Here is a 22,482-nt window from a genome sequence, read left to right as displayed (position 1 = left end):
ACGTGCAACCGGCGCGTCGACGAACGCGCCGGAGGGCGGATCAAGTGCGAGGGAGCGACCGATGACTGTGGGAACCGAGCGAGCCGTACTGGCGGGCGGTTGTTTCTGGGGCATGCAGGACCTGATCCGCAAGCAGCCGGGCGTGGTGTCCACGCGGGTCGGCTACAGCGGCGGTGACACACCGAATGCCACGTACCGCAATCACGGCGACCACGCCGAGGCCATCGAGATCCTCTTCGATCCCTCGGCCACGAACTACCGGGACATCCTGGAGTTCTTCTTCCAGATCCACGATCCGACCACGAAGGACCGCCAGGGCAACGACCTCGGGCGCAGCTACCGTTCGGCCATCTACTACACCGACGAAGAGCAGCACCGCGTCGCCCTGGACACCATCGCGGACGTCGAGGCGAGCGGGCTGTGGCCGGGCAAGGTGGTCACGGAGGTCGAGCCGGTCGGCGACTTCTGGGAGGCCGAGCCCGAGCACCAGGACTACCTGAAGCGCTACCCGAACGGCTACACCTGCCACTTCCCGCGGCCCAACTGGAAGCTGCCGCGCCGAACCTCCTCCAGCACGAACTGACACCGGGACGTCCTCCGCCGTACATCTCGCCCGCTCTGGCCGGCGGGTGATGATCGCAGGCCGTCGCCCCCGGGGCCGACGGCCTGCGCAACCCTTGACCGCCGGGCGGGCGCTGTGCTCACAGCAGCCCGCCAGGCTCTGTGCGGTGCGCTTAACCCCTGATGATCACATGCGGAGACACCCGCGTAACGAGCGGTTCGTACGGTCATGCGGTGGGATCAGGCCGAGCACAGCAAGGGAGGCGCCGTGGCCGCGCCGGGCTCGCGGAACGACGACACGACGAAGGTGCGGACGGTCTGCTCGTACTGCGGGGTGGGCTGCGGCATGGTCCTGGACGTCGGCACCGGACCGGACGGGCGGCGTACGGTCCTGAAGGCGATCGGGGACAAGGAGCACCCGGCCAACTTCGGCCGGCTGTGCACCAAGGGCGCGACCACGGCGGACATGCTCGCCGCCCCCGGACGCCTGACCACCGCCCTCGTCCGCCAGGACCGCGGCGAGGAGCCGCGGCCCGCCCCGGTGGCGGCAGCCGTCGCCGAGACCGCCCGCCGCCTGCGCACGGTCGTCGACGAGCACGGGCCGGACGCGGTCGCCCTCTACGTCTCCGGGCAGATGAGCCTGGAGGCGCAGTACCTGGCGAACAAGCTGGCCAAAGGCTTCATCCGGACCAACCAGATCGAGTCGAACTCCCGGCTGTGCATGGCCAGCGCCGGCACCGGTTACAAGCTGTCGCTGGGCGCCGACGGGCCGCCCGGCTCCTACCAGGACTTCGAGAAGGCCGACGTCTTCTTCGTCATCGGCTCCAACATGGCCGACTGCCATCCCATTCTCTTCCTGCGGATGATGGACCGGGTGAAATCGGCGGGCGCCAAGCTGATCGTCGTCGACCCGCGCCGCACCGCCACCGCCGACAAGGCCGACCTGTTCCTGCAGATCGAGCCCGGCACGGACCTCGCCCTCCTCAACGGCCTGCTCCACCTGCTGCACGCGAACGGCCACATCGACCCCGACTTCATCGCCGAGCACACCGAGGGCTGGGAGGCCATGCCCGCCTTCCTCGCCGACCACCCGCCCGCCACCGTCGCCGAGATCACCGGCATCCCGGAGGACGACATCCGGGAGGCGGCGCGGCTGATCGGCGAGGCGGAGGAGTGGACGAGCTGCTGGACGATGGGCCTGAACCAGTCCACGCACGGCACCTGGAACACCAACGCGCTGGTCAACCTCCACCTCGCCACCGGCGCGATCTGCCGCCCCGGCAGCGGGCCCTTCTCCCTCACCGGCCAGCCCAACGCCATGGGTGGCCGGGAGATGGGCTACATGGGGCCGGGGCTGCCCGGGCAGCGGTCCGTACTCGCCGACGCCGACCGGGCCTTCGTCGAGGAGCTGTGGGAGCTGGAGCCGGGCTCGATCCGGGCCGACGGTGTCGGCAAGGGCACGGTCGAGATGTTCCGGAAGATGGCCGACGGGGACATCAAGGCCTGCTGGATCATCTGCACCAACCCGGTCGCCTCCGTCGCGAACCGCAAGACGGTCATCGAGGGCCTGGAGGCGGCCGAGTTCATCGTCACCCAGGACGTGTTCGCCGAGACGGAGACGAACGCGTACGCCGATGTCGTGCTGCCCGGTGCGCTGTGGACCGAGACCGAGGGCGTCCTGATCAACAGTGAGCGCAACCTCACCCTGGCCCGGCCGGCCGCCGATCCGCCCGGCGAGGCGACGGCGGACTGGCGGATCATCGCCGCCGTGGCCCGGGCGATGGGGTACGAGGAGGGCTTCGCGTACGACAGCGCCGAGGAGGTCTTCGAGGAGCTCAAGCGCGCCTGGAACCCGGTCACCGGCTGGGACCTGCGCGGTGTGAGCTACGAACGGCTGCGCACCACGCCGGTCCAGTGGCCGGCGGCGACCGCGGACGGCTCCGACCGCAACCCGATCCGGTACCTCGGTGCTGACGGCACGCCGACCTTCCCCACCGCGAGCGGACGTGCGGTCTTCTACGCCCGTCCGCACATCCCGGCGGCCGAGATGCCCGATGACGACTACCCGTACGTGCTCAACACCGGCCGCCTCCAGCATCAGTGGCACACCCTGACCAAGACGGCCAAGGTGGCCAAGCTGACCAAGCTCAACCCCGCCCCCTTCGTGGAGGTGCACCCGCAGGACGCGGCCGAACTGGGCCTCGCCGAGGGGGATTCGGTGGAGGTCGCCTCGCGGCGCGGACGGGCCGTGCTGCCCGCGGTCGTCACCGACCGGGTACGGCCGGGCTGCTGTTTCGCGCCGTTCCACTGGAACGACCTGTTCGGGGAGTACCTGAGCGTCAACGCCGTGACCAGCGATGCCGTCGACCCGCTGTCGTTCCAGCCCGAGTTCAAGGTGTGCGCGGTGTCGCTGACCAAGGTGGCCACCCCGGTGACGGTTCAGGCACCGGCCCTTGCGGCCGCGGAGGCCACCACTCCGCCATCGGCCGCGTCGGCCCTTCGACCGCCCGCCTCCCCTGCTGCCCATTCCTCTCCCAACCCGTTCGGGCTGGAACCCGCGCCCCTGCCGGTCCTCACCGAACACGAACGCCGCTATCTGACCGGCTTCCTGGCCGGCATCCCGTTCGGCGCGCCGGGCGTACCGGTGCTGCCGCCGGACGCCCCTTTCAGCCCGGAGCACGCCCTGTGGGTGAACGGTGCGCTGGCCGGGATGTACTCCAGAGCGGAGGCGACGCATTCCACCGCGCACGGCATCGACGGCTCCCCGCGGTCGTCCGCCCCGTCCGCGGACGCCCCGCGCCGCCAGGTCGTGATCCTCTGGGCGTCGCAGACCGGCAACGCCGAGGAGTTCGCGATCGCCGCGTCCGAGAGACTCACCTCCGACGGCCACTCCGCCGCCCTCCTGCCCATGGAGGAGGCCGACCCCGCAGCGCTGCCCTCCGACGCCGACCTGCTGCTGATCACGAGCACCTTCGGCGACGGCGACGCCCCGGACAACGGCGCCGAGTTCTGGGACGCCCTCGCCTCGCCCGACGCCCCGCGCCTCGCGGGCAGGCGCTACGCCGTCCTCGCCTTCGGCGACTCCTCGTACGACGACTTCTGCGGCCATGGCCGCCGTCTCGACCGGCGCATGGAGGAGCTGGAGGCGATACGCCTGGCCCCGCGCACCGACTGCGAACCGGACTTCGAGACCGAGGCCGGGGCCTGGCTCGACCAGGTGCTCACTGTGCTGAAGAGCCCCGAGCACCCGGCCTCCGATCCCGCCTTCGATCCGGCGCCCGATCCGGCCCCCGCCACCCCGGCGGCTCCCCGCCCGAGCCGTTCCGCCCCCGTCACCGCCCGCCTGACCGGAAACCGCCTGCTGAGCCTGCCCGGTGCGGTCAAGGAGGTGAGGCGCTTCACCTTCGACACGCGTGACAGCGACACCCCGCTGGTCTACGAGGCCGGGGACGCCCTGGCGGTGCAGCCGGTCAACTGGCCGGAGCTCGTGACGGAGTGGCTGGCCGTCACCGGCCTGGACGCGGACGCGGCCGTTCGGGTCACCAACGCCGGGGACGTGCCCTTCGCCGAGGCACTGCTGCGCCATCTGGACATCACCCGTATCACTCCCGGCCTGCTGCGCTTCGTCGCCGACCGCGCCCGCGACCCGCGCGAGCTGCGCAAGCTGCTGCGGCAGGACAACAAGGGGGAGCTGGCCCAGTGGTCCTGGGGCCGCCAGGCCGTCGACGTGGTCGCCGAGTTCGGAATCCGGGCCGGGGCACAGCAATGGGCCGACGTGCTGGGGCGCCTGCAACCCCGCATGTACTCCATATCCTCCAGCCCCCTGACAGACCCTCACCTCGTCTCGCTGACCGTCTCCGTCGTCCGCTACGAGAACCTCGGCGGCCGCCCCCGACAGGGCGTGTGCTCCCCGTTCCTCGCCGACGCCGAGCCCGGCACACCGGTTCCGGTCCGCGTCCAGCGGGCGTCGCACTTCCGCCCGCCCGCCGACCCCGCAGCACCGGCCGTGATGGTGGGCCCCGGCACCGGCGTCGCGCCCTTCATCGGCTTTCTGGAGGACCGCCGGGCCCGCGGCCACCACGCGCCGAACTGGCTGTTCTTCGGCGAACAGCGCCGGGCCGCCGACTTCTACTACGAGGAGGAGCTGACCGCGTTCCTCGCCGACGGCACGCTCACCCGTCTGGACACCGCCTTCTCCCGCGATCAGCGCGCCAAGATCTACGTCCAGGACCGGATGCGCGAACACGGTGCGCAGCTGTGGTCCTGGCTCCGGGACGGCGCCCATCTCTACGTCTGCGGCGACGCCTCCCGGATGGCCAAAGACGTCGACCGGGCCCTGCGGGAGACGGCCGTCGTCCACGGCGGCCTGGACGAGGCCGAGGCGGCGGCGTACGTCAAACAGCTCGCCGCCGACAAGCGCTACGCGCGCGACGTGTACTGACCACGACGGCCGGGGCCGCCGCGTCGGCCGGTCCGGGTGCCCGGGTCGTCGTCGCGAGGATGACGGGAGCTGGTCGGCGATGGAATGATGATCCGCGACAAGGCGACGGCGATCCGAGGAAGCCGGTGTGAATCCGGCGCGGTCCCGCCACTGTGATCGGTGAGCGAGTTCCGACAGGCCACTGTCCGCGAGGGCGGGAAGGCCGGGACGAGCGACGACCCGAGAGCCAGGAGACTCACGCGGTCGCCTCCTCGACGGACACCGGGGCGGATTTCCCCGGGGGAGGAGTGGTTGACCGTGCCAGAGAACCTGGCGGAACCGGCATCCGGCGACGCGGTAGTCGTACCGGGGGCCGAACCGGCGCCCTGCCGTGTCGTCGTGTGCCGGGACTGCTGCTGTGGCAGTACCAAGGTGACCGGCGTCGATCACGCGGGGCAGACCGCGCGTCTGCGAGCGGAGGTTCCTGTGCGCATCTCCGCCTGCCTCGACGTCTGCGAACAGGCCAACGTCATCGTCGTACAGCCCTCCGCCGCCGGACGGGCCGCCGGCGGCCGACCGGTCTGGCTGGGACTCGTCAACGACCCCCACGCCACCGAGGACATCACCGACTGGGTACGCGCGGGCGGGCCGGGCATCGCACCCCTGCCGGAGATCCTCGATCTCTATGCCTTCACACCGCCGCGGCTCAGCGCGGCGACCCGGGACCGGCGCGGCGTGAGCCGTCGTTGAACCATCGAGACAAGGAACCGATGAGATCATGCGTGTCGATCGTGGCCCGCGGCCTGACGGAGGCGTTCGGACGACCGGTACCGAGGAATCCGTCCTGCTGCACACAGCCGGACGGGCCGCCCACATCACCCTCAACCGGCCGAAGGCACTCAACGCGCTGTCCCACGCGATGGTGCGCCGCATCGATGAGGCCCTGACCGCCTGGGAGCACGACCCGGCCGTGGAGACCGTGGTCATCACCGGGGCCGGGGAGCGCGGTCTGTGCGCGGGCGGCGACATCCGCGCCGTCCACGACGACGCGCGCGACGGCGACGGCACCGCCTCGGCCGCGTTCTGGCGCGACGAGTACCACCTCAACGCCCGCATCGCCCACTACCCCAAGCCCTACGTCGCCGTCATGGACGGCATCGTCATGGGCGGCGGCGTCGGCATCTCGGCGCACGGCAGCGTACGGATCGTCACCGAACGGTCGAGGGTCGCCATGCCCGAGACCGGCATCGGCTTCGTCCCCGACGTCGGCGGCACCTACCTCCTCTCCCTCGCCCCGGGCGAACTGGGCACCCACCTCGCACTGACCGGCGCACAGATCGGCGCCGCCGACGCCCTGCTGTGCGGGCTCGCCGACCACTACGTGCCGTCCGACGCGCTCCGGGCCTTCGTCGCCGACCTCGCCGACCTGACCGTGGAGCAGGTGCTCGCCCGTCACACGCAGTCGCCGCCCACGGGCGAGTTGGCCGGCCGGAGGGAGTGGATCGACGCCTGCTACGCCGCCGACACGGTGGAGGAGATCGTCCGGCGGCTGCTCGCCCATGGCGACACGGCGGCGAAGGAAGCAGCGGAGACCCTGCTCACCAGGTCGCCCAGCGCCCTGAAGGTCACCCTGGCCGCCCTGCGCCACGCCCGGCGGCTCGGCTCGCTGGAGCGGGTTCTCGACCAGGAGTACCGCGTCTCCTGCGCCGCCCTGAGCACTCCCGACCTGGTGGAGGGCATCCGCGCCCAGGTCATCGACAAGGACCGCAACCCCCGCTGGTCGCCCGCGACCCTCGCCGAAGTGACCGACACCGACGTCGAGCGCTGCTTCACCTCCCTCGGCGAACACGAACTCGGCCTCGCCGGGCCCGGCACGACTCCCGAGGCGGCCCGGTGAGCTGAACCGACGTGTTCACCGGACGGCCGGCACGAGCCGCCGTCGAGGGGTAAAACCGCTGGCCAAGAGGGTGTTCCCATGACAGGGTTCCCCACCGTGACAGACATGGACAGCATCTTGATCACCCCGCTCACCGAGCGTCCGTCATTGACGTCCCGGCTCTACGAGATGACCGAGACGTGGCCCGCTTTCATCCCTCAGGATCTGGTCGCGGGCGCCCTGTTGAGCCGGGTGGCCGAAGACTTCCCCGAGTACTGCGTGGTGGCGACGGACGGCGACCGCGTAGTGGCACGCGGGTTGAGTGTGCCCTTCGACGCCGGGCTCGACGGCCGTGAGGAGATGCCGGACAAGGGCTGGGACCAAGTGCTCGTATGGGCCTACCGCGACCGGCACCTCGGGAACGCGCCGACGACAGCCAGCGCGCTGGAGATCACGGTGGACACCGAGTACCTCGGCCGTGGTCTGTCCTACCGCATGCTGACCGCGCTGCGGGACGGCGCCCGACGACAGGGCCACGACGCGTTGCTGGCCCCGGTCCGTCCCACGGCCAAACACCTCGAACCACGGGTCCCCATGGCCGACTACATCCGCCGGCGGCGCGAGGACGGACTGCCTGCCGACCCGTGGCTGCGCGTGCACGTCAAGTCCGGTGGCAGCGTCGAGAAGGTCGCCACGGCGTCGATGACGGTCAGCGGCTCCCTGGCCCAGTGGCGGCAGTGGACCGGCCTGCCCTTCGACAGTGACGGGGACATCGACGTACCGGGCGCCCTCGTCCCGGTCCACTGCGACACCGCACATGACCGCGCGGTCTACGTCGAACCCAACGTGTGGATCCGGCACGGCGTGCGTCCTTCGACCACCTGACGACCTCGCTCAGGAGGCCGGGGTGACGAGCGTGTGCTCGTCACCCAGCCGGGTGACGCCGGTGTCGGTGTACATGGTGGTCTCACCGTCGGACCGGCGGACGACGAGGTCGTCCGTGCGGCCGTTTCCCGTGTAGTCGCCGGTGGTCATCGCCACGCCGTGGGTCCACGGCTCGTTGGCGTCCAGGAGGCGCCGCTCGGTGCCGAGCGCAGAGGTGGTGGTGCCGACGTAGTCGTCCAGTTCGCCGTCGGACCAGCGCACCATCAGGTCCCACTTCTGGTTGCCGGAGAACTCACCGCCGGTGAGGAGCGTGGCGTTCTTCCACGTGCCGTTCGGTTCCTTGAGCCGGTGCTTCTGGCCGAAGGTACCGGCACCGACGTTGGTGTAGAGGGTCAGCTCGCCGTTCGACCACCGCACCATCAGGTCGGTGACGTACTGGCCCGCGCCGAAGCGGCCCGCGGTGATCTGGGTGGCGTTCTTCCAGGTGTCGTTGGGGCCGATCATCCGGGTGCCCGCCTGGTGCAGACCCTTGGAGCCGACGTCTCCGAAGAGGGTGACCTCGCCGTCGGACCAGCGCACCATCAGGTCGAACTGGCTGGAACCGGTGAAGTCGCCGGCGGTGATGGTCTCGGCGTGGGTCCAGGTGCCGTTGGCGGCCAGCAGCTGCTGCCCCGAGCCGAAACCGCCCTGTCCGTCGCCGGGGTAGAGCGTGACCTTGCCGTCGGTCCAGACCACGATCATGTCGCTGTGGCCGGTGTGGCGGAAGTCGCCCGAGGCCAGGAGCTTGGCATGCTGCCAGGTGCTCGCCGAGCCGGGCAGCGCCGGGCCGTCGGTCGACGGCTGGTACGGGGGCCTGGGGCCCACCGTTCGATGGGCGGCGGCATCGGCGAACAGGTCCTGGGCGTCCTTGCCGTAGACCGGCGCGTACGTCACCCAGTCGTCGTTGGCGTCGTCCCCGCCCCCGAAGTAACCGCCCGTGTTGCCGATGACGTTGCCCGTGCCGGTGGTCCGGTTGTAGCCCTCGATCCACGGGCCGCCGGAGACTCCTCCGTAGAAGCCCTTGCAGGTCATGCGTATCTGCCGGAACCCCGGCAGACGCGAGGTGGTGACCGGGCAGCGTATCGCCTGGTGCTTCGGGTTGACGCTGTCGGAGCCGGGATAGCCGATGACGGTGACCTGATGGGTGTAGTTGCTCGCGGGCGTGAACGTCAACGCGCCCGTGACGGCTTCCACTTCACCTCGGCTGTTGGGATCGACCTGCGCGAACGCCAGGTCCAGGTCGGAGCTGGGATCCTTGGTGTTCGCGGCATAGCGCGGGTCGATGTACAACCGGGACACCGGGAACACACCGTGCGGCTGCTGGGCGGCGGACTGCCCACTGCGGTACTGCGGCACGAATATGCGGTGGGCGGCGGTCTCCAGACCGCGGCCGCAGTGCCCGGCGGTCAGGACGATGTCCTGAGCGGCCGTGTGCACGACACTGCCGGTGCAGTACGTACTCTTGCCGCCCAGGGGCCTGCCGTCGTAGAAGAACGTGCCCACCATCGGATGGCCGTCGAAGTGCTCCGGGGCGGGCGTGCCCGGGGGAGCAGCGTTGCGTACCCGGTTGCGGGGCGCGGCGGCGACGGGGGAGTGACCGGGGACGGCGTCGACCGGGACCGCGTTGTCCATGCGGTCCGCCGTCCAGAACTTCTCCTCTTCACCCAGGCTCGGCCCGCCGCCCGGGGAGGCGGACGAGGAAGCCGGCCCGGCGGACCGCGTGCCGGCCTTCGGCGCCGGGCGGGTGGGCGCGACCGATGCCGCGAGGCGCTGTTTCGCATGGGTCGATGGCGCGCTGTCAGCCGACGGCAGCGGGGTGCCCGTCGCGGCGATCGCCGGTCCGTCGCCCACTATGCCCGTGCACAGACCGAGTGCGAGGACCGTGATCCATCTGGAATGGGAACTCAACGAGGTGACTTTCCGTCTTGGAGAAAGCCGAACGGGGCAGTGCCGGCCGGACGTTCGGCCCGAAGGCCTGGCTAGCACTCCAGTTCGACGTGAAGTGGGCAGCGTATCAACCGTCACCCGCTGCCATGACGCAGCGTCAAAGCACAGACAGCCAAGGCGATGGCTCGACTCCGCACCGCGGCATGGGCGGCACTGCCGCTCCGGCTGTCCCTCCTGGCAGCCGGGCCGGCCTCAGCCTCCCCACCCACACCGCCCCGCTCCATCTCCGCAGTGTCCGGTCCGTGCATCCGGGCGACATCCGGTCACCCTGACCGACGCCGGAGCCGGCGGTCGGGCCGGGCAAGGGGTTCGATGGGCACGGGTGCGCGTCGAGCCGGCCGACGCGGCCACCCGCCGTGCCTGCCGTGACAAGGTGAAAAGGCTCCCCCCGTCCGACCGGGAGGAGCACTGGGACGTGAAGGATCCCTGGCCGCAATCGGATGGGGACGTGCGGACCTTCCGGGCCGGCAGCCGCATCACGGTCACCGACAACGACGACGAGGGATCGGACGGGCTTGTCACCCTCACCTCGCCGGTCTTCACCGACCGTCCCACACTGCGCGGTGCCCGAGCCGTACTGACCGCCACCACCACCCTGAAATGCGACGCGGCGCCCGGCCTGTACCCGATCTACCGGCATCGCCCCGACGACCGTCACGACAGCTCGAACCCGCCCTGGGCCCGCCTGCGCATCGCCCACGCCGCGCCGGCAGCCGCCTGCTCCACGTCTCAGGCGACGGCGCACCCCTCCAGGACCTGCGAGCCGGTGTGGCCGCCTGGGCCGCGGGCGGCCTGATCCTCGCCGCGGCAGCGGGCACGGCTGTCTTCTGGGCCCGATCGCGGCGTGCCAAGTCCGGCTGATCGCCGGCAGGCTCAGGCACACGCGTGCGGAAGCGGTGCGCCACCGGTCGTCTCATCCACGAGGTGAAGCGTCCGCGGTCGCCCGGCGCGGTCCGCCGACAGCCGGCGGGCGCAGGGGGTGTCATGGGGATGCGGCGGTACGGCCGTCTCAGCTGGTTTCGCGCTCCAGGACGCGGCGGGCCGCCTCGGCCTCTGCCGCCGGCGGGGACAGCTCGTCAAGGGTGTCGAGCTCGGTGTCCGCTTCCAGTTCCCGCTCCCAGGCCGCCGCGAGCTGTTCCTGTTCCGCGCGCGGCTTGGCGCCGACGGCATCCCGGTGCTCCGGGTCCAGGGCCGCCAGGAATCGTCCGACCGGGTCCGTCGGCATACCGTGCTCCTTGTCGCCTGGAAGGGTCTGCTCCCGGCCCAGCATGGCCAACCGGCCCCGCCCCTGCCGCCCGACACGACCTGGGGCCACCCTGATGGCCCCGCCGCTCGCGTGGCCGACGCCGCCGTGTCGGGATCCGTCACGGGGGCCACGGGAGCGGCGATGGCGTCGTGCGGACCCAAGGCTTCAGGCGGCGGACATTACTTCCATCATGGCCTTGGCGGTGTCCGCCGCGTTGTAGCTCTCGCCCACGCCGGGCACCAGGATGATGTCGCCCTCGATGTGACGCGAGCGCAGCGGCGCGATCTCCTGGTATGCGGCCGAGTCCCACCAGGCCCGCGCATGGGCCATCGACGGGAAACCGATCACCACGACGTGCCCGGGCCATGCGCCCTCCCTCACCTCGTGCTGCATGCCGTGGACCAGGAAGCGGCCGCCGTACGGTTCGAAGGTCGCGGTGACGCGCTCGATGTACTCGGCGATCTCCGGGTGGGGAGCGGCTTCCTGCAGATGGGCAATCGCGTAGGCAGACATGGCATCCTTCCGGCCGATCGGTTCTTGACGTCCACGATCCTGCCGCCGGAAGGCGCCGCGGTCGATGACCTGGCAGGTAATGCGGCTCGCGCCGGGGGGCGCTGCGGCTCAACCGTCTTTGGTCGCCCGGTCGCCCTTGCCGCGTCCCGGTGCGCTCGCCGCCGTGCCGGCCCGGCGCTGGAGTTCGGCCACGCGAAGGAGAGCCGTCTTGAAGGTGGCGTACTCCTGATTGCCCAGTGCCCGCGCGTGCCGTTCCTCGATGGTGCGCATGATGGAAGCGGCGGTCTCCATCTGGAGGAGGCCGCGTTCGGTGGGGTAGATCAGTTTGGCGCGGCGGTCCGCGGGGTCGGGTTTGCGTTCGACGTATCCCAGGCGTTCGAGGTCGTCGATGAGAGAGCCGATGACCTGCTTGTGCTGTCCCGAGGCGCGGGCGAGTTCGCTGGCGCGGATGCCGTCGGCGCGCAGGTAGGCGAGGACGGCGCCGGCCCGGGGCTGGATGTCGTCGAAGCCCTGCTCGGCGAGCGCGGTGAACAGCTCGCGCTGAACGGAGAAGAGAACCCGGGCGGCGAGCACGCCGAGGTCCGGTTCCGCAGTCGGGTGCCCGGTCAACGCCTCTCCCGTCTCGGCGGTCGTCCGTCGCTGTGCTGTGTGACCGGTGATTTTAGTGCCCGCTCAGCGCTTGCGCCCCGGGGGCCCGAGGTATACTTCAAATGGTCACTAAAGTTGACTATCAAGATTGGTGACCAGTGAGGCTGTGGCTCAACATCGAAGGAGCGGAAGATGAGCGAGCGCAGCAAGTTCCTGGAGTCGATCACCCGTGAGAACGCCGCCGTGGTCCTGGTCGACCACCAGGTAGGCCTTCTGTCCGGCGTCCGGGACATCCCGCTCGGCGAGCTGAAGCACAACGTGGTGGCGCTGGCACGGGCGGCGACCGTGCTGGGGATCCCGCTGGTCGTCACCACCACCGCGGCCGACAGCATGTGGGGGCCGACCGCCCCCGAGCTGGTGGAGGCCCTGCCCGCCGGACACAAGATCATCGACCGCAGTACGGTCAACGCCTGGCACGACGACCGCGTCCGCGAGGCCATCGAGTCCACCGGCCGGCAGAAGCTGATTTTCGCCGGGGTGTCGCTGGAGGTGTGCGCGGCACTGTCCGCGATCTCCGCGACGGCCGCCGGATTCGACGCGTACGTCGCCGTGGACGCCTCCGGCACGTTCAGCCAGGCCAAACGGGAGGCGGGTCTGCTGCGCGTGCAGCAGGCGGGCGTCATCGTCAGCGACTACGCCACCCTCATGGTCGAGGCCCTGGCCGACAACGCCCTCCCCGAGGCCGGCTCCTTCTACGCCGCCCTCGACATGCCGTTCGCCGTCCTGGTCGGCCAGATCTCCGCGGCTTACCAGGCCTAGAGGCTCCCGGCCTGACCGCTCGCCGACGGAGCACTCCACCCGCGGTGAGCGTCAGCCGGTGGACGTGAATCGCGCGACCTGCGATGTCGCCATGACGATCTCCGGGGAAAAAGGAGCCACAACCGCACCCGCACATACGTGTCCTGAACGACCCGTCTCGCCGTGATCTGCGCGAGCCTCCTGCGGGGCGTCGTGGCGGTGAGCGTGCCCTCGCCGGTGGTCCCGGAGCACCCCGGGCCGGCAGAGGCCCTGCGAAAGAGGGTGTCGCAGGCGTCGGAGGGCGGACTACGGGCTGTGATGGGTGCGGCCGCGGCGAACCTGTCCGATCCCCGGGGGCGAGCCGTGTCCCAACTCGCCCCCATCGACGGCGCGTCCGTGACACCGGACAGTCTGGGAGCCGTCCGGGTCCGGGTCGGTGAAGAGGCATCCGCTCTCTTCCTACGGCATCTGGGCTGACGCCTGCCTCGTGAACACAGCGGCGCAAGCGCCCAGTTGGTCCCTTATCGGGAGCGTGCAACCAAATGGATTGACCTACCGGCTGTTCGGAAAGTTGCATGCGGTGTGCCCGCTGTTGCCTGAGACGGAGGCCCGACCGTGACCGCTGCCACCCGTGATCTGTTCGAGCGCTACCACGCCTGCTGGAAGGCGCGCGACCCCGACCGGATCGCCGAACTGCACACCGTCGACTCGGTGTTCCACCTGCACTCGGGTCAGGCTCCCGTGCGGGGACGGACGGCCATCCGCGAGTCGGTGGCCGGGATGTTCGCGCTAGTCCCGGACTTGGCCTTCGAGTTCGTCTCGCTCCGCACGGGCGAGGACTTCTGGGTCGTCCAGTGGAAGCTGACCGGGACGTCCGCGTCCGGTGCCGTGGTCGGCGTCGATCTCGTGGACTATGTGGTGGTCGAGAACTGTGCGGTGAAGGAGAAGCATTCCTACGTGGACGGCGTGGCGATGCAGGCCGCTCTCGCGTCCCCCGAGGCGGCAGGAGCAAAGACTCACTGAACCCAGGCGATGTGCCTGACCGGCTCGGGGTCGCGCGGAACTGACGAGTGACGCCGTCGCGGTCCACGGCGGAGACGGGGGCGAGTCGGTGTGCGGGGGATACGGCCACCTGCTGGGCGTGGCTGCCCCTGGCCACCGCCAACCGCAAGCCTGCCATGGTCGAGTTCGTGTACGGCCCGGACGGCGAGGATCTCTGCGAGGACTTCTCCACCCGGCCGGTGCTGACACTCTGAACCCGCCCAACCGGTCACGCGCACCGATCGCCTGGGGCCGTCACGGCGCCGTGCGCTGCCCGCTGCCGGCCGAGCACATCAGGTCTGGGGTCGGTAACGAAAGCGGACCTTGGCTGTGGATGATCGTGCCTTGTGGGGCGCGGGGTACCTGACGAACGGTCAGTTGGCCGGGCTTGCGCCGCTTTCGCTGCAGGGCATCAAGCCGGACCGTCCGCCGGTGTGGACGCGGCGGCGGCCGGCCCGTGCGGTCATGCGCCGGAACCTCCCCAGGACAGACTGCATCTTTCTGTCCGCAGAGGCAGGGTGCCTCTCCACGGGGGGATGTCTTGAGGACACGTAGGACAGCAACGGTCTGCATGCTCAGTCTGGCGGTGCTGCTGGGGACGGTCGCCTGTGGCGGCCACGACAGCGCCGCCAACTGCGGAACATCGCACCTGCGCTGGAGGCTGACCCGCCTGACCGACAAGCGGCCGGGCGCGCCGGCGGCCATGCTCACCGCCAGGAACACCGGTTCACAGGCCTGCGCCCTCGATGGCGTCCCCGAGCTCGACGCCCAGGTGGGCAAGGCGCAAGGCACGACGTCGAAGCCGAAGAAGGGCAAGGCGCACCGGGTGGTGCTCGACTCGGGCCGCACCATCGACTTCCCGGTCTTCTACGACCCCCACCTCGCCCCGGACGGCTACTGCTTCATCACGGCCGACCTCGACCCGTCCCTCTACGTGACACCGCCCCACCCCGCCCGGCACGACTACGGCGCCTCCACGCAGCTGACCGACGCGAAGGGCCACCATCTGAAGGCCCAGATATGCGAGGACACCATCCAGATCGGCCCACCACAACCGCGCTAGACGGCCCTGCCGGCCCGACCCGGCACGCTCCTGCACGCCGGCGTCCGGGCGGTTCCTCGACGGCGGTGTCGAGTTCGACGCGCGAGGCGGTGGTGACGGGCAGTTCCAGGCCGCTGAGCTGTTCGTTGACGGCGTCGTGAGCGGCCTGGAAGGCGATCGGCTCGCGCAGGAAGGTAGGAAGGTGTGCAAGGCCTGCTCGGGGCCATGAGATACGGCAACCTCGCCGTCCGCTACCAGGCGCCCGCGCGGATCGCAGTCCTCAACGCGCGGCTGTGACCAGCAGTTTCGGCACGTCCTCACGGCACCGGCAGGGGCGGCCCCAGCATGGGAAGTCCCGTGGACGGCGACGATCTCTGGTGGGGCACCGCGACGGGATCCCGCTCGGACGACCATGGCGTCGGCGGTGGACTCTGTGGCCGTCGCCCCCTGCGCTTGCTGCGGGGTGTGCGCTGGGGCCACCACAGGACGTAGGCGGCGGAGCCCACCGCGAACGCGAGACGGATGAAGCCCTGGGCGGAGTCGGAGGGGACCAGCAAGGCGCTGCCGTAGAGGGAGATGAGCGCGACCCAGCTGACCCAGGGGACCAGGCGGCGCTGGCCGATCGAGTCCCAGATGAGGGTGCCGAGGAGGACCGAGGCGTTGTAGTACGTGTACACGCTCGGGTCCAGGACGATGCGGGCGTCGGCAGCGAGCAGTACGACCGCCGGCCAGCGGTGCCGGCGGACGGCCAGTGTGCCCAGCGCGAGACCCAGGGCCATCTGGGCCGGACGGTCCCACCAGGGGGTGGCGGGATCGTGTACGCCGAACCAGCGGAGGGACGATGCGGGCTGGTTGGGGATGGTGAAGCGGGCAGCGGCCAGGGTCTCCATGTGGGTGAGATAGAAGGGCAGCCAGGCGACGGCCACCAAGCCCACCGCCCAGGCGGCGGAGCGCAGGCGCGTGGGGCGTGGCAGTGCGAGGAGCAGGGGCAGGAACCCGACCGCCCAGGGTTTGGAGTCGACCGCCAGTGCCAGGAAGACGCCGACCGAGATGGCATTGCCACGGACCAGCGCACGTACGGCCAGGGTGGTGAAGAACAGGGCCAGGACGTCGTCGAGGTGCGCGAACCGTACCGAGACCTCCACCCACATGGGGATGAAGGCCGCCCCGGCGATGAGCACGCGCTGCTGGAGGCGTTGGTGGTTGAGCCCGGTGCCCCGGTAGTGGTCGGCGGCGGCGCGGCCGATCAGAACGAGGATGTACAGGCCGAGGCCCGACATGAAGGCGTCGGCGAGTTTCTCGCCCACCGCGGTGGGGAAGGGTTCGAACAGCGCGGCCACCAGGAAGCTGACCGGGCCGATCTGCAGGTCGGGGTGGTTGGCGTAGAGCGCTAGGCCGCCGCCGGACAGCTGACCGAAGAGCAGTTGCTGGCCGGTTCTCAGGTAGTGCCAGGACACGGCCCCGTGGCGCTCGGCCACGACGAACCAGACGACCGTCCACAAGGTCAGCAGCGCGTGATGCCACCGCACCGGGGAACGCCCGATCCGTCCGATGCGCGTTCTGTCCCTGCTGCCTCTGCTGTGTCTGTCGTCCTTGCTGTCCCTGGGCACGGCTTCCGCCGTCTCCCGGTTCCGCACGTTCCGTCCTTCCCCTCCGCCCGCCTCCGGCGTGGGGACGGCCGAGGACCCGGGCACTGCGCGGCGTCACCTCTCTAGAGGGATGACGAACGCCCTGGGTTCCTCAAGTCACGGTTTCCTGTTGGCATTCTTTGGCCCAGGTGGGACACCGCAACGCTGTGACCGGACGGAGGGGCAGAGGCAAGGGCATGGGCTGTTCCCCAGGGCAGGCCGCGGCAGCGGAAGCTGAGCGAGGGCACCCCCCCGGCCGCAGCGGCCGGCCGAGCGGGCCATGGAGGTTGAGTGCACCGGGCGTCACTCACCGCCGGGGCCCAGCTGAAGCGGAGTCACTCGCCTGGATGCCGCGAGGCGATGGGGCGCGCCGACGCCCACACAAAGGAGGACCGGCGGCACAGCTGTGAACCGCACGACGGGATGCGTGGAATGCGGCGAGGGCTCCGGTGACTGGTCATGATCCGCAGCCCCGCGGTGCGGTCGGCGCAGTCCTGCGATGAGGAGTCCGAGCAGTCGGCGTGCGTCGTAGTGGGCGTCCCTCTCCGCGCCGATGCAGAGGTTCCCGACGCCGCGCATGAGCTCGTAGGCCCTGAGATCGGGGCGGATCTCGCCGGAGGCGGCCACGGCTTCGAGCAGTTGGGTGCAGACGGGCACGAGGCGGTTGAGGAAGTAGCCGTGCAAGGTGTCGAAGCCGGCCGCTTGCCAATGCGGAACGCTGTTCCGTATTGTTAACGGAACAAGGTTCCGTTTGCTCGCGTTCTCAGAGCGGGACCTTGGTCGCCACTGCGCGCATTGTCACCACGCTGTTTCACCCGTCATGGAGGAACACGGTCATGCATTACCGCACTTTGGGCCGCACCGGTGTGCAGGTCAGCTCCCTCGCGCTCGGCGCGATGAACTTCGGCAGGATCGGACGAACCACCCAGGACGAGGCCACCGCCATCGTCGACGCCGCCCTCGAGGCCGGGATCAACCTCATCGACACCGCCGACATGTACAGCGCCGGCGAGTCGGAAGAGATGGTCGGCAAAGCCATCGCCGGCCGCCGCGACGACATCGTGCTGGCCACGAAGGCCGGCCTGCCCATGGGCGACGAGCGCAACCACCAGGGCGGTTCGCGCCGCTGGCTGCTGGCGGAGCTGGACAACAGCCTGCGCCGTCTCGGTGTCGACCATGTCGATCTCTACCAGATCCACCGGTGGGACCCGCACACCAGTGACGAGGAAACGCTGTCGGCACTGACCGACCTGCAGCGCGCGGGAAAGATCCGATACTTCGGTTCCTCGACCTTCCCCGCGTACCGCGTCGTACAGGCCCAGTGGGCCGCCCGCGAGCATCACCTGGGGCGTTACGTCACCGAACAGCCCAGCTACTCGATCCTGCAACGCGGGATCGAAGCCGACGTGCTCCCCGTGACCGAGCAGTACGGGCTTGGCGTGCTGGTGTGGAGCCCGTTGGCTTCGGGCTGGCTGTCGGGGGCGATTCGCCAGGGCCGGGACATCACCACCCACCGTTCCTCGTTCCTGCCGGAACGCTTCGACACCACCAGCCCCTCCAACCGGGCCAGGCTCGATGCCATCGAGCAGTTGGCGAAAGTCGCCGATGAGGCCGGCCTGACGATGATCCAGCTCGCGCTCGGTTTCGTGACGGCGCATCCCGCCGTGACCAGTGCGCTCATAGGCCCCCGCACGCTCGATCACCTGCACGCGCAGCTCGCCGCCGCCGACACCGTGCTGCCCGCCGACGTACTCGACGCGATCGACGCGATCGTCGCCCCCGGCACCGACCTCGCCGCGCACGAGAAGTTCGACACCCGGCCCGCGCTGCTCGATCCGTCGCTGCGACGCCGCTGATCGTCCGAGGCCGGCTGCCGTATTCACACCCGCGGCCTCCGAGTTCGGGGTGCGCCCCGGTCGGCGCCGCCGGTTTCGAAAGGACCGACAACCCGACGCTCCCTCGCAGGTGGACTACCACGACGTCCTGCGGGTCTGGCGCGAGGCGGACGCGACCCCGGAGATCGAGCACGCGTGGCTGTCCGGTCACCTCATGCCGATCGTCGGCGACCCGGACGGACGCAACCAGCCGCCCACGCCGTGGGGAGCCTCGCCGAGGCATGCACGGTGATCCGGCGGCTGTGGACCGAGGTCGAACCGTTCGACGTCCACGGCGAGTACCACCACCTCACCGGAGCGTTCGGCAACCCCGAGCCCGTCCAGCACCCCCGTCCGCCGCGGCGCACTGCTGGACCGCTACTGCGGCGAGATCGGCCGCGACCCCGCTTCCGTCACCCGCTCGATCCATCTGCCCGTCTCCTACGACCGGCCCAGCAGCACCCGGGACGCGATCGGAGAGGCGATCGACGCCGGTTTCCGGCACGTCGTCCTGGGGCTGCCGGCGCCGTACCCGGCCGGGATCGCGGGACGGCCACGGTCAGTCGCCGGATCCGGCGCCGTGCACGAGGCGTCCGCCGAGGAGGGTGTGGGTGGGGTCCAGGTCGCGCAGGGCGTCGCTCGGGCACCGAGCGGGGTCCTGGTCCCAGAGGGTGAGGTCGGCGAGGCGGCCCGGGGTGAGCGTGCCGCGCAGATGGTCCTCTCCGAGCAGGCGCGTGGCATGGGTGGTGTGGAGGGCGATGGCCTCGTCGTAGGTGATGGAGTGCTGGGGTCCCTGGACGCCGATGACGGTCTGCCGGGTGGTCATGCCCCAGACCGAGCGCATGGCGCCGAACTGGCCGACGGGGTAGTCGGATCCGGCGGTGACCAGTGCGCCCTGGTCGAGCCATCCCCGGGCCGGGAACAGTGCGGCGACGCGTTCCGGGCCCCAGAATTCCCGCTCGACCTCGGCGGTGTCGTGCAGCAACGGCTGCTGAATGGTGACGGGGACGCCCAGCGCGACGGCGCGGGGCTGCTCGGGACCGGCGAGGCCGCCGTGTTCCATGACGAGGGTGCCGCCGGGCAGGCCGGGATTGTTCCGCAGTACGCGTTCGTAGACGTCGAGGAGGATGCGCACGGCACGGTCGCCATAGGCGTGGGTGCCGACCCTCCAACCACGGCGGACCACGGCTTCGACGGCTTCGACCAGTGCGTCGGGCTCCCACGTCAGCGTGCCGGAGAAGGTGTGGTCGCAGGCGTAGGGCTCCTCGGTGGCTCCCGCCTCCAGGCCCCCGTCGAGGCCGAACTTCACTCCCCATGTCCCCAGCCACGGGTCGGCGGAGTGGCGCCAGTCCTCCATGGCATCGAGCAGGTCGTCCACCTCGGCCGCGCTGGACAGGCCGATCGCCGAGATCAGCGCGCGCACCCGGGTGCTGAGCGCGCCCGCGTCGCGGGCGTCCAGCAGGACGGCGTAGTCGTCGAGGGAGACCGCGCAGTCGCGGACGGTACCGATCCCCGTGGCGGCGTACTGACCACTGGCCAGCCGAAGCCCGTCGACGCGTCGGGCCCGGTCCTGTGCGGGGACGAGTCGCTCCACCAGACCCAGCGCGTTGTCGATCAGCCGGCCGTTGAGTCGGCCGTCGGCGTCGCGGCCGATCACGCCGCCGGCCGGGACCGGCGTGTCCTCCGTGATGCCCGCCAGGCGCAGTGCGCATGAGTTGACGACGTCGTTGTGGCCGCCGCGCTTGACCAGGACCGGATGGCGTTCGGTGGCCTGGTCGAGTTCGGCGGCGGTGGGCAGGCGACGCTCCGCCAGGTTGAGTTCCTGCCAGTTGGCGGTCGTGCGGATCCACTGGCCTTCGGGCGTCGTGGCGGCCCGCTCCCGGATCAGCTCGAGGAACTCGGGGATGGTGCGGGCCCGGTGGACGGGGACGTCGTGCGCGCTGTGGCCGGCGAAGATCAGATGGGTGTGGGTGTCGTCGAACGCGGGCAGGACCGTGGCCCGGGGCAGGTCGAGGATCCGGGTGCGCGCCGTCACCCAGGCGTCGAGGCCCTTCGGGTCGGACGACAGGGCGACGATGCGATCACCGCGCACCGCCAACGCCCGCTGCGGGTCCTGGCCGGGCACCAGCGTGTGCACCGCGGCGGCTCGGATCAGCAGATCGGCACCGTGATCGGTCATGGTCTTCTCCCATCTCGACGCTTCCTGGGCGGTGGGCCGCGGGGGACCGGACCTGGCCTCGGCCCGTGGTGCACGGGCCGTCGTCTCCGCCGACCAGACCGTTGTATGTGGCTTCAGCAGATCACCCCACATTCGGCGGCCACTGGCACAGGAAACATGTCACGGAGGGGGCCTATCATGCAGATCATGCGACAGGAACTCGACGAGACCGGCCGCCGGATCGTGGCCGTTCTCCTCGCCTCCCCGCGCGCTTCCTGGCGTGAGGTCGGTCGCGTTCTCGGGCTCTCGGAGCGCACCGTCGTACGCCGCGCCGCACCGCTGTACGCCGACGGAACCCTGTGCGCCACCGCCGTCCGCAACCCCTCGTACTTCCCCGACCTGGTCCCGATCGCCCTGCGCATCCGCTGTCGCCCCAGTCGGATCCGTCAGGTGGCCCAGGCTCTCGCGCGCCGCAGCGACACCGTCTGGGTGGACATCCTCGGCGGAGGCGACGAGATCTCGGCCGTCTTCTTCCTCGACGGCCCCGAGGCCCGCAACACGCTCCTGCTGCGCGACCTGCCCGCCACCGACGCGGTGCACTCATGGACCGCCCACACCCTGCTGCGTGTCTTCCCCACCGCGTTCCGCTGGACCGCAGGCCTGCTCTCCTCCGAGGAAACGGCCCGCCTCGCCCCCGCGCAGCCCACCGCGCGACCCGCACCGCTCGACATCGACAACGCGCTGACCGCGGCCCTCACCGAGGACGGCCGCGCCAGCTACACCGAACTCGCCCGCCGGGCCGGCACCACCGCACTCACCGCCCGCCGACGCCTCGACGCACTGGTGCGCGGCCAGGTCGTCCGCCTCGCCACCGAGGTGGACCTCGCACTGCTCGGCGTGCACGCCGAGGCCCTGCTGTGGATCACCGCGCAGCCCGGCGCGCTGGCGCGGACCGCCGAGAACCTCGCCGCCCACCCGCAGGTCCGGTTCGCCGCCGCGACGACCGGCCCCGCCAACCTGCTGGTCGCCGTTGCCGCGACGGACCTTGACGCCCTGTATGCCTTCCTCGTCACCACGGTCGGCCCGTTGAGCGGCATCAACACCGTGGATACGACCCCGCTGTTGGCGACCGCCAAACGCACCGGTCTCGCGCGCCGCTCCGCCCACGTGCATCGCTGACAGGTTCCCGACGAACCGGGCAGGACACCGCGTCAGTAGTCGCGGCCGTTGAGTCCGCGATAGACGAAGCGGGTGAGGGCCTCCGTCACCTGCTCGTCGGTCAGGGTGTCGAACTGCCGCCGCCAGTTCTGCAGGAAGGTGTGGACGAGCCCGAACGCCATACGGACGGCGATCTCCGGTGGGGCGGGCAGGGTGCGTCCGGCGTCGGTCACGGCCGTCACGTGGTCCAGGACGTCTTCCGTCTCGGCGGCGGAGAAGCGGTTCACGACGGCGGCGAAGTCGTCGCTGACCAGCGCGGCCTGCTGCATGGCGCGGATCGTGCCGATGTGTTCCCGGTAGAGGCGGATGTAGACCGCGACGTGCTGGCGGACGGCCTCGGGGTCGGTGAAATCCCCCAGATGCCCAGGCTCGGCGGCCACCGTGTCGGACTCGGCCGCCATGTCGGCCATCAGCGCCTCGAGCAAGGCCTCCTTGCCGCTGAAGTGGTTGTAGAAGGAGCCCGCCGCGCGGCCGGCCTCAGCGGTGATGTCGCTGATCTTCGTGGCCAGGTAGCCACGCTCGGCGAACACCCGCTTCGCCGCTGCCTTCAGCGCGGCCTCGGTCTCCGCCGCTCTCTCCTTGCGCTTCACGGAACCTCCCTTGACGGGAACCGTATCAACGGTGAAGATGAATCCAGATTCAGTGAAT

Annotated in this window: 18 protein-coding genes, 3 pseudogenes and 1 riboswitch; of the genes and pseudogenes, 13 read left to right on the top strand and 8 right to left on the bottom strand. The window is 70.6% G+C overall.

Features of this window, described 5'->3' with window-relative positions; translation table 11 throughout:
* Positions 1-61: 61 nt before the first annotated feature.
* The 5 genes from msrA to AVL59_RS25625 all read left to right on the top strand — a co-directional run bounded on the left by msrA (position 62) and on the right by AVL59_RS25625 (position 7,742).
* Entirely contained in the window at positions 62-583 is a 522-nt protein-coding gene (gene msrA, locus AVL59_RS25645; protein WP_067308625.1) for a peptide-methionine (S)-S-oxide reductase MsrA, read from the top strand.
* A 324-nt stretch (positions 584-907) separates the two neighbouring features.
* Entirely contained in the window at positions 908-5,002 is a 4,095-nt protein-coding gene (locus AVL59_RS25640; RefSeq protein ID WP_372450427.1) for a molybdopterin-dependent oxidoreductase, read from the top strand.
* A gap of 115 nt (positions 5,003-5,117) precedes the next feature.
* Positions 5,118-5,239, top strand: a riboswitch (cobalamin riboswitch).
* A gap of 141 nt (positions 5,240-5,380) precedes the next feature.
* A complete protein-coding gene (locus AVL59_RS25635) occupies positions 5,381-5,731 on the top strand; it encodes a hypothetical protein (RefSeq protein ID WP_067317760.1) in 351 nt (116 codons plus the stop codon).
* A gap of 28 nt (positions 5,732-5,759) precedes the next feature.
* Positions 5,760-6,878, top strand: coding sequence for an enoyl-CoA hydratase/isomerase family protein (locus AVL59_RS25630; protein ID WP_079146981.1), 1,119 nt, complete (start codon positions 5,760-5,762; stop codon positions 6,876-6,878).
* A 105-nt stretch (positions 6,879-6,983) separates the two neighbouring features.
* Positions 6,984-7,742 carry an acetyltransferase-like protein gene (locus AVL59_RS25625; RefSeq protein WP_067308622.1) on the top strand — a complete coding sequence of 253 codons (759 nt, stop codon included), beginning with the start codon at positions 6,984-6,986 and terminating at the stop codon, positions 7,740-7,742.
* A gap of 9 nt (positions 7,743-7,751) precedes the next feature.
* Here the strand turns inward: AVL59_RS25625 and AVL59_RS25620 are convergent, their stop codons facing one another.
* Complete coding sequence (locus AVL59_RS25620; RefSeq protein WP_237281669.1) at positions 7,752-9,689, bottom strand: trypsin-like serine peptidase; 1,938 nt, start codon at positions 9,687-9,689, stop codon at positions 7,752-7,754.
* Positions 9,690-10,050: 361 nt separating this feature from the next.
* Here AVL59_RS25620 and AVL59_RS25615 point away from each other — a divergent pair, with 361 nt between their 5' ends.
* Positions 10,051-10,524 carry a hypothetical protein gene (locus AVL59_RS25615; RefSeq protein WP_067308619.1) on the top strand — a complete coding sequence of 158 codons (474 nt, stop codon included), beginning with the start codon at positions 10,051-10,053 and terminating at the stop codon, positions 10,522-10,524.
* A 213-nt stretch (positions 10,525-10,737) separates the two neighbouring features.
* Here the strand turns inward: AVL59_RS25615 and AVL59_RS25610 are convergent, their stop codons facing one another.
* The 3 genes from AVL59_RS25610 to AVL59_RS25600 form a co-directional block, all read right to left on the bottom strand.
* Positions 10,738-10,953 carry a hypothetical protein gene (locus AVL59_RS25610; protein WP_067308617.1) on the bottom strand — a complete coding sequence of 72 codons (216 nt, stop codon included), beginning with the start codon at positions 10,951-10,953 and terminating at the stop codon, positions 10,738-10,740.
* A 186-nt stretch (positions 10,954-11,139) separates the two neighbouring features.
* The gene (locus AVL59_RS25605) at positions 11,140-11,487 is read right to left on the bottom strand and encodes a DUF1330 domain-containing protein (protein WP_067308615.1); all 348 of its coding nucleotides are present in this window, start codon (positions 11,485-11,487) and stop codon (positions 11,140-11,142) included.
* 108 nt (positions 11,488-11,595) lie between these two features.
* Positions 11,596-12,096, bottom strand: a complete 501-nt coding sequence (locus AVL59_RS25600; RefSeq protein ID WP_067308612.1) for a MarR family winged helix-turn-helix transcriptional regulator — start codon at positions 12,094-12,096, stop codon at positions 11,596-11,598.
* Positions 12,097-12,267: 171 nt separating this feature from the next.
* Here AVL59_RS25600 and AVL59_RS25595 point away from each other — a divergent pair, with 171 nt between their 5' ends.
* From AVL59_RS25595 to AVL59_RS25575, 4 genes and pseudogenes are all read left to right on the top strand, one after another.
* The gene (locus tag AVL59_RS25595) at positions 12,268-12,894 is read left to right on the top strand and encodes an isochorismatase family protein (RefSeq protein ID WP_067308609.1); all 627 of its coding nucleotides are present in this window, start codon (positions 12,268-12,270) and stop codon (positions 12,892-12,894) included.
* Positions 12,895-13,488: 594 nt separating this feature from the next.
* Positions 13,489-13,896, top strand: coding sequence for a nuclear transport factor 2 family protein (locus AVL59_RS25585; RefSeq protein WP_067308603.1), 408 nt, complete (start codon positions 13,489-13,491; stop codon positions 13,894-13,896).
* A gap of 34 nt (positions 13,897-13,930) precedes the next feature.
* A pseudogene (locus AVL59_RS25580) lies at positions 13,931-14,129 on the top strand (hypothetical protein); the annotation flags it as partial.
* 356 nt (positions 14,130-14,485) lie between these two features.
* Positions 14,486-14,977 (top strand): DUF4232 domain-containing protein, encoded by a 492-nt coding sequence (locus AVL59_RS25575; protein ID WP_067308598.1) that lies wholly within the window; start codon positions 14,486-14,488, stop codon positions 14,975-14,977.
* Positions 14,978-15,273: 296 nt separating this feature from the next.
* Here the strand turns inward: AVL59_RS25575 and AVL59_RS25570 are convergent, their stop codons facing one another.
* Complete coding sequence (locus tag AVL59_RS25570) at positions 15,274-16,485, bottom strand: hypothetical protein (RefSeq protein WP_237281668.1); 1,212 nt, start codon at positions 16,483-16,485, stop codon at positions 15,274-15,276.
* A gap of 576 nt (positions 16,486-17,061) precedes the next feature.
* Positions 17,062-17,283 (bottom strand): annotated as a pseudogene (locus AVL59_RS49400) (SbtR family transcriptional regulator); the annotation flags it as partial.
* A 137-nt stretch (positions 17,284-17,420) separates the two neighbouring features.
* Here AVL59_RS49400 and AVL59_RS25560 point away from each other — a divergent pair.
* Both AVL59_RS25560 and AVL59_RS49395 read left to right on the top strand, forming a co-directional pair.
* Positions 17,421-18,440, top strand: a complete 1,020-nt coding sequence (locus AVL59_RS25560) for an aldo/keto reductase (RefSeq protein WP_067308596.1) — start codon at positions 17,421-17,423, stop codon at positions 18,438-18,440.
* A 49-nt stretch (positions 18,441-18,489) separates the two neighbouring features.
* A pseudogene (locus AVL59_RS49395) lies at positions 18,490-19,005 on the top strand (hypothetical protein); the annotation flags it as partial.
* A 12-nt stretch (positions 19,006-19,017) separates the two neighbouring features.
* Here AVL59_RS49395 and AVL59_RS25555 read toward each other — a convergent pair.
* Entirely contained in the window at positions 19,018-20,637 is a 1,620-nt protein-coding gene (locus AVL59_RS25555; protein ID WP_067308594.1) for an amidohydrolase, read from the bottom strand.
* Positions 20,638-20,823: 186 nt separating this feature from the next.
* On the opposite strand from AVL59_RS25555, the gene AVL59_RS25550 reads away from it, so the two are divergent.
* Positions 20,824-21,795 (top strand): Lrp/AsnC family transcriptional regulator, encoded by a 972-nt coding sequence (locus AVL59_RS25550; protein WP_067317748.1) that lies wholly within the window; start codon positions 20,824-20,826, stop codon positions 21,793-21,795.
* A 32-nt stretch (positions 21,796-21,827) separates the two neighbouring features.
* Here AVL59_RS25550 and AVL59_RS25545 read toward each other — a convergent pair whose 3' ends face one another.
* Positions 21,828-22,424: a TetR/AcrR family transcriptional regulator gene (locus tag AVL59_RS25545; RefSeq protein ID WP_067308591.1), complete on the bottom strand. Its 597-nt coding sequence runs from the start codon at positions 22,422-22,424 to the stop codon at positions 21,828-21,830.
* Positions 22,425-22,482 lie beyond the last annotated feature (58 nt).

Source organism: Streptomyces griseochromogenes (genome assembly GCF_001542625.1).
GTDB lineage: Bacteria > Actinomycetota > Actinomycetes > Streptomycetales > Streptomycetaceae > Streptomyces > Streptomyces griseochromogenes.
The sequence above is the reverse complement of the archived record's forward strand: the minus strand, read 5'-3'. Positions and strand labels throughout refer to the sequence as shown.